This is a genomic window from Mesorhizobium sp. USDA 4775, assembly GCF_054062655.1.
Map to the genome: position 1 here is coordinate 4,012,575 of NZ_JBSSFM010000001.1, position 12,159 is coordinate 4,024,733.

Annotated in this window: 11 protein-coding genes; 7 read left to right on the plus strand and 4 right to left on the minus strand. The window is 63.9% G+C overall.

Annotation, left to right across the window (positions count from 1 at the left end):
* Positions 1–192: 192 nt before the first annotated feature.
* Both secG and tpiA read right to left on the minus strand, forming a co-directional pair.
* On the minus strand, positions 193–669 hold the full coding sequence (secG, locus tag ACVILI_RS19685; RefSeq protein ID WP_019858168.1) for a preprotein translocase subunit SecG: 477 nt from the start codon (positions 667–669) through the stop codon (positions 193–195).
* Positions 670–836: 167 nt separating this feature from the next.
* The gene (gene tpiA / locus ACVILI_RS19690) at positions 837–1,607 is read right to left on the minus strand and encodes a triose-phosphate isomerase (protein ID WP_019858170.1); all 771 of its coding nucleotides are present in this window, start codon (positions 1,605–1,607) and stop codon (positions 837–839) included.
* A gap of 143 nt (positions 1,608–1,750) precedes the next feature.
* Between tpiA and ACVILI_RS19695 the strand changes: the two genes are divergently transcribed.
* The 5 genes from ACVILI_RS19695 (at position 1,751) to ACVILI_RS19715 (ending at position 7,256) form a co-directional block, all read left to right on the plus strand.
* Positions 1,751–3,643, plus strand: a complete 1,893-nt coding sequence (locus ACVILI_RS19695; protein WP_038646847.1) for a SurA N-terminal domain-containing protein — start codon at positions 1,751–1,753, stop codon at positions 3,641–3,643.
* Positions 3,640–4,650, plus strand: a complete 1,011-nt coding sequence (gene trpD / locus ACVILI_RS19700; RefSeq protein WP_038646849.1) for an anthranilate phosphoribosyltransferase — start codon at positions 3,640–3,642, stop codon at positions 4,648–4,650. The genes ACVILI_RS19695 and trpD overlap by 4 nt, the downstream gene beginning before the upstream one ends.
* Before the next feature lie 3 nt (positions 4,651–4,653).
* Entirely contained in the window at positions 4,654–5,502 is an 849-nt protein-coding gene (gene trpC, locus ACVILI_RS19705; RefSeq protein WP_038646851.1) for an indole-3-glycerol phosphate synthase TrpC, read from the plus strand.
* A gap of 66 nt (positions 5,503–5,568) precedes the next feature.
* Entirely contained in the window at positions 5,569–6,051 is a 483-nt protein-coding gene (gene moaC / locus ACVILI_RS19710) for a cyclic pyranopterin monophosphate synthase MoaC (protein ID WP_019858175.1), read from the plus strand.
* Positions 6,051–7,256 (plus strand): molybdopterin molybdotransferase MoeA, encoded by a 1,206-nt coding sequence (locus tag ACVILI_RS19715; RefSeq protein ID WP_038646853.1) that lies wholly within the window; start codon positions 6,051–6,053, stop codon positions 7,254–7,256. The genes moaC and ACVILI_RS19715 overlap by 1 nt, the downstream gene beginning before the upstream one ends.
* A 46-nt stretch (positions 7,257–7,302) precedes the next feature.
* Here the strand turns inward: ACVILI_RS19715 and ACVILI_RS19720 are convergent, their stop codons facing one another.
* Positions 7,303–8,133, minus strand: coding sequence for an alpha/beta hydrolase (locus ACVILI_RS19720; RefSeq protein WP_038646855.1), 831 nt, complete (start codon positions 8,131–8,133; stop codon positions 7,303–7,305).
* A gap of 313 nt (positions 8,134–8,446) precedes the next feature.
* On the opposite strand from ACVILI_RS19720, the gene ACVILI_RS19725 reads away from it, so the two are divergent.
* Both ACVILI_RS19725 and kynA read left to right on the plus strand, forming a co-directional pair.
* Positions 8,447–10,072 carry an AMP-binding protein gene (locus ACVILI_RS19725; protein ID WP_038646857.1) on the plus strand — a complete coding sequence of 542 codons (1,626 nt, stop codon included), beginning with the start codon at positions 8,447–8,449 and terminating at the stop codon, positions 10,070–10,072.
* Positions 10,069–10,905 (plus strand): tryptophan 2,3-dioxygenase, encoded by an 837-nt coding sequence (gene kynA / locus ACVILI_RS19730; RefSeq protein ID WP_019858179.1) that lies wholly within the window; start codon positions 10,069–10,071, stop codon positions 10,903–10,905. Before ACVILI_RS19725 ends, kynA begins: the two co-directional genes overlap by 4 nt.
* A 4-nt stretch (positions 10,906–10,909) precedes the next feature.
* Here kynA and kynU read toward each other — a convergent pair whose 3' ends face one another.
* Positions 10,910–12,157 (minus strand): kynureninase, encoded by a 1,248-nt coding sequence (gene kynU / locus ACVILI_RS19735; protein ID WP_457102572.1) that lies wholly within the window; start codon positions 12,155–12,157, stop codon positions 10,910–10,912.
* Positions 12,158–12,159: the final 2 nt, after the last annotated feature.

A 12,159-nucleotide genomic window follows, 5' to 3' on the forward strand; every position in this document is an offset into this window, starting at 1 on the left:
AATGCTTGTTGCCCACGGCGTCGCCCGGCGTCCCCCAAGGACACCGAAAATGCCGCGTGCAATCTATAGTCGAATAAGCGCGGATGCCTCAAGCGTGAGACCACGCTGCTGCCCGTTGAATCTTCGTGATCGCGCAGCATTTGCCGCGACTGTGTTCAAACGATCACAGGTCGCGGTTTGGACCAGATGAGGTTACTGGTTCGGGACCTGCGGTGCCGCGGGCGCCGTGTTGGTGGTGCCGTTGCTTGCCGGCGGCGTTGCACCAGAGGCGGGCGCGGTGGCCGGAGCTGCCGGCGCAGGCGTCGTCGCCGCGCCATTGCCCGACGGCGGCGTCGGGGTGGTGCTGCCGGCCGGTGCCGGGGTCGTCGTGCCAGGCAACTGGTTGAGCACGCCCTTGCCGGCGCCGTCCGAGGTCGCTGGGACGCGATCGAGAATGTCGATCGGCTTTTCGCCGTAGCGGGCAATGATCGACAAGGTCAGCGACGTGACGAAGAAAGCCGCCGCCAGGATGGCCGTTGCCCGGGTCAACGCGTTGGCGGCGCCGCGCGCCGTCATGAAGCCCGATCCGCCTCCAATGCCAAGGCCGCCGCCTTCGGAGCGTTGCAGCAGCACCACGCCGACGAGGGCGAGCACGACCATGAGATGGATGACGATCAGTACGGTTTGCATAGTTTATCCTGGCAAGGCCTTGCCCGGCCGCGGACACGACCGGTGAATTGGAGGCGGCTCAATACAATGCTTTCACGGCATTTCCAAGCCCGTGGCCGGAATATGGGAAGCAACGCGCCCTTTGCAACGAATTTGGACGGGATGAGCCCCATCCTTCGTCGTGAAACTTAGCCTGAAATGCTGCGATAGGCCTCGGCGATACCCAGAAAATCGGCCGCCTTCAGGCTGGCGCCGCCGACCAGCGCGCCATCGACATTCCTGACGCCGAGCAGTTCAACCGCATTGGACGGCTTGACCGAGCCGCCGTAGAGAATGCGCATCTTGGCGGCAGCGGCGCCAAGTTTCTCCGAGAGCTTTTCGCGGATATGCGCATGCGCTTCGGTCACATCGGCCGCGGTCGGCGTCAGGCCCGTGCCGATCGCCCACACCGGCTCATAGGCAATGACGGTGTTGGATGGCGTGGCACTCGGCGGCACCGAGCCGGCGACCTGGCGCGACAGCACGTCGAGCGTGGCGCCCGCTTCACGCTGTTGCTGCGTCTCGCCGATGCAAATGATGGCCACGAGCCCGGCACGCCATGCGGCGGCGGCCTTGGCCTGGACCGTCGCATCGTCCTCGCCGCGTTGTTCGCGGCATTCGGAATGGCCGACTATGACATGGCTCGCGCCGGCGTCCTTCAGCATCTCCGCCGAAATGCAGCCGGTGTAGGCGCCGCTTTCCTTGGTGTGGCAATCCTCGCCGCCGGCATGGACCGGCGTGCGCGACAGAATCTCCGCGGCATGGGAGAGCAGCGTCGCGGGAACGCAGACCAGGGCCTCGGTCTCCGCGTCGAGCCCGCTCATGAAACCGTTGCCGATCATCCTGAGCTCGTTCAGCGAAGCGCTGGTTCCGTTCATTTTCCAGTTGCCGGCGACAAGCGGGCGAATTCCTGGCGTCATGGTCTGCTTCTCCGGGCGATATCAAGCTCTGGCCCTCACTACCAAAATCAGGCCACAAAGCAATCGACAGTGGCCCGGAAGGGCGCTATTGCGCTTGTTTCAGACTCGGCGCATGCGAAAATGCGCATAAATCGGAAGTAACGATGCTTGGTGTATTGAGAAGCGCGGCGGGTACATGGGTCGCGAAGACATTGCTTTCGCTGCTGGTGGTCAGTTTCGCCGCCTGGGGCATCTCCGGGCGGCTGATGGGCGGCTTTGCCGGCCACGATTCGGTGATAATAGCGGGTGGCACCAAGGTATCGATCAACGAATACCGCCTCGCCTATGATCGCCAGCTTGCCGTCATGTCGCAGCAGTTCGGTCAGCGCCTCACCCACGAACAGGCAAAGGCGCTCGGCATCGACAACCAGGTCCTGGCTCAGCTTGTCTCCGGCGCCGTTCTCGACGAACAGGCCCGCAAGCTTGGCCTCGGCCTGTCCAAGGACCGGCTGGCCGAGCTGACACGCGAGGATCCGGCGTTTAAGGGTCCAGGCGGCGAGTTCGACAGGAGAACATTCGAGTACATGCTGCGCCAGGTCGGCATGCGGCCCGAGGATTATCTGAAGAATCGCGCCCAGGTGGCGGTGCGCCAGCAGATCGTCGAGGCGGTCTCGGACGGCCTCAAGGCGCCGGACGCTTTCTTCAAGGCCGTTGCGCTCTATCGCGGCGAGGACCGCACCGTCGACTATCTGGTGTTGCCGAAGAAGCTCGTCGAGCCCATCGAGGCACCGAGCGACAGCGTGCTTCAGGCCTATTTCGAGGCCAACAAGAAGACCTACGCCGCACCTGAGTACCGCAAATTCTCCTATGTCCGCCTCGAGCCGGTGGACATCATGGATCCGACTGCCGTCACCGACCAGCAGGTCAATGACGATTACAACAAGAACAAGGCGCGCTACACGACGCCCGAAATGCGCACGATCGAGCAGCTTGTGTTCAAGACACCGGACGCAGCCAAAGCCGCGCTCGATTCGCTCAAGGCCGGCGCCACGTTCGAAAAGCTGGTGACAGCCGAAGGCAAGACCCCGGCCGACACGCTGCTTGGCACGTTGGCCAAGGACAAGATCGCCGACAAGGCGGTTGCAGATGCCGCCTTCGCGCTCAACGCCAACGAAGTCAGCCAGGTCGTTCAGGGCGCCTTCGGTCCGGTGCTGCTGCGCGTCACCGAGATCAAGCCCGAGGTGGTGAAGCCGCTCGCCGAAGTGTCCGACCAGATCCGCAAGGACCTGGCGCTGGGCGAGGCAAGCCGCATCCTTTTGGATGTGCACGACAATTACGAAGATACCCGCGCCTCCGGCAGTTCGCTGGCCGACGCGGCCGCCAAGCTGAAGCTGAAGGACGTCACCATCGATGCCATCGATCGCAGCGGCCTCAGGCCGGACGGCTCCATCGTCAAGGACCTGCCGGAATCTCCTGCACTGATCAAGGCGGTCTTTGATGCCGAACCCAAAACCGAAAACGAAGCGCTGACCACGGCCGACAACGGCTTCATCTTCTATGAAGTCGCCTCGATCACGCCGGCTCGCGACCGCACACTTGACGAGGTCCGCCAGAAAGTCGTCGCCGACTGGACGGCAGCCGAGACCACCAAGCGCCTTGCCGCCAAGGCGAGCGAGCTCGACAAGCGGCTCAAGGCTGGTGCCACGCTCGATGTCATCGCCGGCGATCTCAAACTGGAGAAGCAGACCAAGCGCGGCCTGAGGCGCGAAGCCGACGATGCCGATTTCGGCAAGGAAGGCGCTGCCGTGATGTTCGGCGTCGGCGAAGGCGGCACCGGCTTGATCCCCTCGCCCACCGGCGACGGGCAGATCCTGTTCAAGGTCGCCGAAGTGTTCGAGCCCGCCGGAGCCGATGCCAGCTCGGTACCGGAGGATGCGCAAAAATCCTTCACTTCCGGCATGTCGGACGATCTGCTCGACCAGTTGGTGGCGCAGTTGCAGACGCAGTATGACGTCCGCATCGACCAGGCCGCCGTTGCCCAAGCCTCGACAAGATGAGCGCGCTGAAAACCCATATCGCCAAGGTGGCGGCCGGCACCGCGCTTTCCTTCGAGGAAGCGCGCGAGGCCTTCGACATCATCATGTCAGGCGACGCGACCCCCGGACAGATCGGCGGCTTCCTGATGGCGCTGCGCGTACGCGGTGAGACGGTCAGCGAGATTTCGGGCGCTGTCGCCACGATGCGGGCCAAGATGCTGCGCGTCGAGGCGCCCGCGGGTGCCATCGATATCGTCGGCACGGGCGGCGACAATTCCCACAGCGTCAACATTTCGACGGGCTCGGCCTTCGTTATCGCCGCCGCCGGCGTGCCGGTCGCCAAACACGGCAATCGCGGCCTGTCCTCGCTGACCGGCGCGGCCGATGTCCTGATCGCGCTTGGGGTCAAGATAGACATTCCGCCGGAGACGATCGGCCGTTGCATCCACGAAGCCGGCGTCGGCTTCATGTTCGCGCCCGCGCACCACCCGGCGATGAAGCATGTCGGCCCGACCCGCGTCGAGCTCGGCACCCGCACCATCTTCAACCTGCTCGGCCCCCTCTCCAATCCGGCTGGCGTCGTCAGGCAGATGGTCGGTGTGTTCCTGCCGGAATGGATCATGCCGGTGGCCGAGACATTGAAGGCGCTGGGCACCGAGCATGCCTGGGTCGTTCATGGCGACGGCTATGACGAAATCACCACCACCGGCGAGACGCAGGTGGCGGAACTGATCGGCGGTGAGATCCGCAGCTTCACACTGACCCCGGAAGAGGTTGGACTGAAGCGCCACACCAAGGACGAGCTGCGCGGCGGTGACGCCGCCTACAATGCCAAGGCCTTGCGCGACATGCTGGGTGGTGCTGCCGGCGCCTATCGCGACACCGTGCTGATGAATGCCGGCGCCGGGCTGGTAATCGCGGGCAAGGCGACGACGCTCGCCGACGGCATCGCGCTCGCGGCACAAGCCATCGACAGCGGCCGGGCGCTGCAGGTGCTCGACCGTTTGGTCGAAATTTCGAACGGGTGAACCGTGTCTGACATTTTGCGCAAGATCGAGGCCTACAAGCGCGACGAGATCGCCGCCGCCAAGGCACTGAAACCGCTGGCCGAGATCAAGGCGCGGGCGAAGGACGCCGACGCACCACGCGGCTTTCTTGCAGCACTCGAGGCGAAGCGCGGATCGGGTCGCTTCGCCCTGATCGCCGAAATCAAGAAGGCGAGCCCTTCCAAAGGGCTGATTCGTGCCGATTTCGATCCGCCGGCACTGGCGCAGGCCTATGAGAAGGGCGGCGCCGCCTGTCTTTCGGTGTTGACCGATGCACCGTCCTTCCAGGGCGCGCCGGAATTCCTCACCAAGGCGCGGGCAGCCGTCTCCCTGCCCGCGCTGCGCAAGGATTTCCTGTTCGATCCCTACCAGGTCTATGAGGCGCGCGCCTGGGGCGCGGATGCCATCCTGATCATCATGGCCAGCGTCGACGATGCCTTGGCGAGCGAATTGGAAGCGGCCGCATTTGAACTCGGCATGGATGCGCTGATCGAGGTGCATGATGAAGCCGAGACGATGCGCGCGCTAAAGCTGTCGTCGCGGCTGATCGGCATAAACAACCGCAATCTGAGAACATTCGAGACCAGCCTCGAAACCTCCGAGCGGCTGGCAACGATGGTGCCGGCCGACCGCTTGCTGGTCAGTGAGAGCGGTATCTTCACACATGACGATTGCCTCAGGCTGCAGAAGAAGGACATCGGCACCTTCCTTGTCGGCGAGAGCCTGATGCGGCAACAGGACGTCACCGCCGCCACCCGCCTTCTGCTGACGGGCAAGGCGCTGGATGCATCGGCCCGAAAATCGGAATCGATTTTCGGAGAGCACGATGCATAGATTCAAAGTGATAGAGCGTACTTTGTGCGTCCGAATGGACGCACGTCGCTCTATGGCCGTCTGACGATGACATCGGCCCTCACCCATCTCGGCGCGCAAGGCGAGGCCAATATGGTCGATGTCGGCGACAAGGAAGAGACGACGCGCACGGCGATCGCCGAAGGGTTCGTCTCGATGCAGCCCGAGACGCTGAAGACCATCCTCGCCGGCAACGCCAAGAAGGGCGATGTGCTGGGCACCGCCCGCATCGCCGGCATCATGGCGGCGAAGAAGACGCATGAATTGATCCCCCTCTGCCATCCACTGCTCCTGACCAAGGTTTCCGTCGACATCGAGCCCGACCACGCGCTGCCCGGCCTGAAAGTCACCGCGCTGGCGCGTGTCACCGGCAAGACCGGCGTCGAGATGGAAGCGCTGACCGCCGCATCGGTCGCCTGCCTGACCATCTACGACATGGCAAAGGCCGTGGACCGCGCCATGGTCATTTCCGGCATCAAGCTGGTGGAAAAGACCGGCGGCAAGTCCGGCGACTACAAGGCTGGCGCCTGATGGCGCTGGTTCCGGTGGCCGAGGCGCTTGAGCGCCTGCTGGATGGTGCAGCCCCCCTGGCCAGCGAAAGCGTTTCTCTGTTCGACGCGGTCGATCGGGTGCTGGCGGAACAGGTCGCGGCACTTCGCACTCAGCCGCCCTTCAACGCTTCGGCCATGGATGGTTACGCGGTGCGCGCGGCCGAAGTGGCGTCCGTGCCATCGAAACTTTCGGTGATCGGCATGGCACCGGCCGGGCGCGGTTTTGAGGGCACCGTCGGCGAGCGCCAGGCCGTGCGTATCTTCACCGGTGCGCCGCTGCCTGAAGGTGCCGACACCATCGTCATCCAGGAAAACGTGAGGGATCTCGGCGGCGGTGAGATCGAAGTGATCGAGCCCACTGCGGAATGGCGCAACATACGCCGCATCGGCCTCGACTTTTCCAAGGGCGACGTCCTGCTGGAAAAAGGTCGTTTGCTCGATGCGGCGGCACTCTCGCTGGCGGCATCGGCCAACCATCCCAGAGTGAGTGTGGTAAGGCGGCCGCTGGTCGCCATCATCGCCACAGGCGACGAGTTGCTGCCGCCCGGCAGCGATCTCGGGCCGGACCAGATCATCTCGTCCAACGCCTATGGCGTCGCCGCTGCCGCGCAATCGGTCGGCGCCCGCGCGCTCGATCTCGGCATTGCCGCCGACCGCAAGGATGCCATCGCAGCGCTGGTCAAAAAGGCGGTCGCGGCCGGTGCGGATGTCATCGTCACGCTTGGCGGCGCCTCGGTTGGCGACCATGACCTGATCCATGACGTGCTGACCGGCGAAGGCATGACGCTCGGATTCTGGAAGATCGCCATGCGCCCCGGCAAGCCGCTGATGTTCGGACGCCTCGGCGACATCAGGTGCATCGGCCTGCCCGGCAATCCGGTCGCAAGCCTGGTCTGCTCGCAATTGTTCCTCAAGCCGCTTCTGGCGAGGCTCGGCGGCCGTGATCATCGTCAGGACATCCGTTCGGCCCGACTGGGCGCCGCAATGCCGGCCAATGACCTGCGCCAAGACTATGTGCGGTCGGTGGTCAGGGAGGACGATGGCGGGCTGGTGGCGACGCCGTTCAGCATCCAGGACTCGTCCATGCTGAGGATGCTGGCCGACGCCAATGGACTGATCGTGCGGGCGCCATTTGCCCCTGCATCCGCCGCCGGGGATTCTTGCAGCGTGCTGATGCTGCGCTGAAGGATTATCCCATAATTCACTGATAACAGGACAAAAACGATCTCACCTATTCCGAGATCAAGGTTCGCGTCAGCGCGTGCGCCGGATCGGCGAGGCCATCGACAATGTCGTAATGATGCCGGTCGGGCTCGACCACGCAGATGGTGGTGGCGCCAAGACCGGTCCAGATATTGGCCAGCAGCGCATTCTGGCGCAGGAACTCGGAACGCTCGCCACCGCCGGCCCAGCAGGTGATGCGGGTGCCATCCAAGGGCCGCAACAGGGCGGGGCTCTCGGCCTGCGCTTCGGCTTCGTCGATTGCCAAAGCGCCATTCATGCCGGTGCGCATGAGCGGACGAAGGTCGTGCAGGCCCGAGATCGAAACGACATGGCGGATGCGCTTTGCCACATCGGCCGCCAGAGGCGTCGATGTGGTCACCATGCGGCTGGCGAGATGTCCGCCGGCCGAATGTCCGGTCAGCATCAACGGTCCGTCGACCATTGCCGCCACTTTTTCGATCGCCGCGCCGACTTCACGGACGATGCCCGCGATGCGTATGTCCGGGCACTGCGTGTAGGACGGCATCGCCACGGCAAAGCCGCTGCTGACCGCGCCCTTGGCCAGATGCGACCAGTCGCTCTTGTCGGACTCCAGCCAATAACCGCCATGGATGAACACGATGAGCCCCTGGGGCGCGGCCTCGGGAAGGAAAAGATCGAAGCGATTTCGCGGCCGCTCGCCATAGGCGATGTCCAGCCGTGCCCGGCCTTCTGCCGCCAGCGCGTCCCGGAAGGCCTGCGCCGGTTCCGCCCACGCGGCCGGCCAACGGTCGCTGCCGGCGATGTTCGCGCCATTGGCGTAGGCGTTGTTCCAATCGGCAATGCGATGTCTAGGCATCGGCACCCTCCCCCAAAAACGCATGCGTTTGACGCTAGCAATGGCCGCCACCATGCCATGCGTCAATGCTTCAGGGCAAAAACATTTTAGGCTTGAAACAAATTTCGACTGGTGCGATCCTGCCCCGAGAACAGTCGACAATGGGAGGTCCGCTGTGCTGTCCAAACCTGCGAATGTCCACCCTTCCGGTGGCGTCGCCGAACAGGTGTAACTGGCGACACAAAGCCTCTCGCGAAAAGACGGGAACTTCAGATCCACGACCTCGGACAGATGCTTCGCGCACTGGCCAGGCAGCAAATGGGATGGCGGCGACATGCTTGGGCCTTCAGCGCATATCGACACGTTCACGCGCGAACATCTGCCGCCGCCGGATCAGTGGCCGGACTTCCTGCTCGACGGCTTCGACTATCCCGAACGCCTTAACGCCGGCGTCGAATTGACCGACAGGCTGGTCGAGAAGGGTCTTGGCGATCACACCGCCCTGATCGGCAATGGCCGCCGCCGCACCTACAAGGAACTGTCTGACTGGACGAACAGGCTGGCCCACGCGCTGGTCGAGAATTATGGCGTCAAGCCGGGCAACCGGGTGCTGATCCGCTCCGCCAACAACCCCGCAATGGTTGCTTGCTGGCTGGCCGCCACCAAGGTCGGCGCGGTGGTCGTCAACACCATGCCGATGCTGCGCGCCAGCGAACTTACCAAGATCGTCGACAAGGCGGAGATCACCACCGCGCTTTGCGACACCAGGCTGATGGACGAGATGACCGCCTGCGCCAAGGACAGCGCCTTCCTGAAGCAGGTGATCGGTTTCGACGGCACCGCCAACCACGATGCCGAGCTCGACCGCGCCGCGCTCGACAAGCCGGTCACCTTCACCGCCGTGAATACCGGCCGCGACGATGTCGCCCTGCTCGGCTTCACTTCCGGCACGACGGGCGTGCCGAAGGCCACGATGCACTTCCACCGCGATCTCCTGATCATCGCTGATGCCTATGCGCGCGAAATCCTCCAGGTCACGCCGGACGACATCTTTGTCGGCTCGCCGCCGCTCGCCTTCACCTTCGGCCTTGGCGGCCTTGCCATCTTCCCTCTGCGCTTTGGAGCGGCGGCGACGCTGCTGGAACAGGCGACGCCGCCCAACATGATCCACATCATCGAGACCTACAAAGCGACCATTTCCTTCACGGCTCCTACCGCCTACCGCGCCATGCTGAAGGCCATGGATGAAGGTGCCGATTTGTCATCGCTGCGTGTCGCCGTATCGGCCGGCGAGACCTTGCCGGCTCCTGTCTTCGAGGAATGGACCGAGAAGACCGGCAAGCCGATCCTCGACGGCATCGGCGCCACCGAAATGCTGCACATCTTCATCTCCAACCGTTTTGGCGACATGAAGCCTGCATCCACCGGCAAGCCGGTGGGCGGCTATGAAGCGCGTATCGTCGACGACGCGATGCAAGAGGTGCCACGCGGCGAGACCGGACGGCTGGCGGTGCGCGGACCAACCGGCTGCCGCTACATGGCCGACGACAGGCAGAAGGAGTATGTGCGCGACGGCTGGAACCTCACCGGCGACACCTTTTCCCAGGACGAGGACGGTTTCTTCCACTTCGCCGCGCGTTCCGACGATATGATCGTCAGCGCCGGCTACAATATCGCCGGACCAGAGGTCGAAGCGGCACTGCTGTCGCATCCCGATGTCGCCGAATGCGCGGTCATAGGCGCCGATGACGGCGAACGCGGTCAGATCGTCGAGGCGCATGTCGTGCTGGTGCAAGGCGTGGCGCCCGATGCGTTGACCGTCAAGCGCCTGCAGGACCACGTCAAGGCAACGATAGCGCCCTACAAATATCCGCGCTCGGTCAAATTCATCGCCGCCCTGCCCAAGACCCAGACCGGCAAGATCCAGCGCTTCCGGCTGCGTACGGAGAAAATCAATTGAGCGAGCCCTACGATCCGGCCTCCGAAGGCGCGCAGATGTCGTTCAAGGAGCGCATGTCCTACAGCGACTATCTGCATCTGGAAAAAGTGCTCGACGCACAGACGCCGCTGTCGTCGGCGCATGACGAGATGCTGTTCATCATCCAGCACCAGACCTCGGAGCTCTGGATGAAACTTGCTTTGCACGAGATTGGCGCCGCCATACGCTCCATTCGCGCCGACCGCCTCGAGCCGAGCTTCAAGATGCTGTCGCGCGTCGCCCGGATTTTCGAGCAGTTGAACAACGCCTGGGACGTGCTGCGCACGATGACTCCAAGCGAATACACCGAGTTCCGCGACGCGCTCGGCCAATCCTCTGGCTTCCAGTCCTGGCAATACCGCGCCATCGAGTTCATGGCTGGCAACCGCAACCTAGCAATGCTCGGACCTCACAAGCACCGGCCGGACCTCACCGGCAAGCTGGAGGCCATCCTGGCCGAGCCATCGCTTTACGACGAAGCGCTGCTGCTTCTGGCGCGCAACGGGTTCGACATCGGCGCCGATGCCAAGCGCACCGACTGGCGTGAGACCCGCACCGAGAACGAAGAGGTCATGGTCGCCTGGCAGACCGTCTACCGCGATCCGCAGCGCTACTGGATGTTCTATGAGCTGGCCGAGAAGCTGGTCGATTTCGAGGACTATTTCCGCCGCTGGCGCTTCAACCATGTCACCACGGTCGAGCGCATCATCGGCCTGAAGCGCGGCACCGGCGGCACCTCAGGTGCGTCCTATCTCAAGAAGATGCTTGAGGTCGTGCTGTTTCCGGAACTGTGGACGGTCCGCACGCGGCTCTGAGGTCTCAAGTCACCGCCGTCTTGACCGCGAAACGCGCTTCCTGCCAGGCGCCGGTGCGCAGGATGTCCTCGAGCACCTCGACCGCCTGCCAGACGTCCTTGTAGCCGACATAGAGCGGCGTGAAGCCGAAGCGGATGGTCGACGGGGCGCGGAAATCGCCGATCACACCGCGCTCGATCAAGGCCCGCATCACCCGGTAGCCATGCGGGTGGAGGAACGACACCTGGCTGCCGCGCGCATTGCCGTCGCGCGGACCTTCGAGTTCGAGGCCGTAGGCGCCGCATCTGGCTTCGACGAGCTGGATGAACAGGTCGGTGAGCGCGATGCTCTTCTTGCGCACCGCCGCCATGTCGACATCGTCCCAGATATCGAGCGCCCCTTTCAGCGCCCGCATCGACAGCACCGGCTGCGTGCCGCACAGGAACCGGCGGATGCCGCTGCCGGCCGCATAACTTTGTTCAAAAGCGAAGGGCCGTGCATGGCCCCACCAACCGCTCAGCGGCTGATGGACGTCGTCGTGGTGGCGCTTCGCTGCATAGATGAACGCCGGCGCACCCGGACCGCCATTGAGATATTTGTAGGTGCAGCCAATGGCGAAATCGGCGTTCGCAGCATCGAGTTCGACCGGCAACGCGCCGGCCGTATGGCAGAGATCCCAGACGATCAGCGCACCGACCTGATGGGCCTTGCACGTCAGCGCGGTCATGTCGCGCAATTGTCCGGTTTTGTAATTGACGTGGTTGACCAGGATGACCCCGACGCGCTCATCGATCAGCTCCTCGATGGTGGGCGCGTCGACGCCTTCGAGCCGCAGCACCGTGCCCGGCCGCGTCGAGGCCACGCCTTCGGCCATGTAGAGATCGGTCGGGAAACTGTCGCCCTCAGCGACGATGACCGAGCGGTTCGGCCGAATGCCAAGGGCTGCATGCAGCACCTTGTAGATGTTGATCGAGGTCGTGTCGCAGACCACCGTCTGGCCGGCCTCGGCGCCGATCAGACGTCCGAGTTGGTCGCCGAGCGCGACCGGCATGTCGAACCAGCCCGCGGTGTTCCAGGCGCGGATGAGATCCTGCGCCCATTCCTGCGTCGCCGCCTTTTGCAGCTCGTTGAAGACGGCGGGCGCCGCGGCACCCAGCGAGTTGCCGTCGAGGTAGATCACACCTTCCGGCAAAATGAAGCGGTCGCGCATGGCACGCAGCGGATCCGCCGCATCCATGGCTTCGACTGCGGCGAGATCGATCGTTGCACGCATGA

Excerpts from the sequence above, each read along its gene's own strand:
- secG (WP_019858168.1), bottom strand. The coding sequence starts at position 669 with ATGCAAACCGTACTGATCGTCATCCATCTCATGGTCGTGCTCGCCCTC.
- tpiA (WP_019858170.1), bottom strand. The coding sequence starts at position 1,607 with ATGACGCCAGGAATTCGCCCGCTTGTCGCCGGCAACTGGAAAATGAAC.
- ACVILI_RS19695 (WP_038646847.1), top strand. The coding sequence starts at position 1,751 with ATGCTTGGTGTATTGAGAAGCGCGGCGGGTACATGGGTCGCGAAGACA.
- trpD (WP_038646849.1), top strand. The coding sequence starts at position 3,640 with ATGAGCGCGCTGAAAACCCATATCGCCAAGGTGGCGGCCGGCACCGCG.
- moaC (WP_019858175.1), top strand. The coding sequence starts at position 5,569 with ATGACATCGGCCCTCACCCATCTCGGCGCGCAAGGCGAGGCCAATATG.
- ACVILI_RS19715 (WP_038646853.1), top strand. The coding sequence starts at position 6,051 with ATGGCGCTGGTTCCGGTGGCCGAGGCGCTTGAGCGCCTGCTGGATGGT.
- ACVILI_RS19720 (WP_038646855.1), bottom strand. The coding sequence starts at position 8,133 with ATGCCTAGACATCGCATTGCCGATTGGAACAACGCCTACGCCAATGGC.
- ACVILI_RS19725 (WP_038646857.1), top strand. The coding sequence starts at position 8,447 with ATGCTTGGGCCTTCAGCGCATATCGACACGTTCACGCGCGAACATCTG.
- kynU (WP_457102572.1), bottom strand. The coding sequence starts at position 12,157 with ATGCGTGCAACGATCGATCTCGCCGCAGTCGAAGCCATGGATGCGGCG.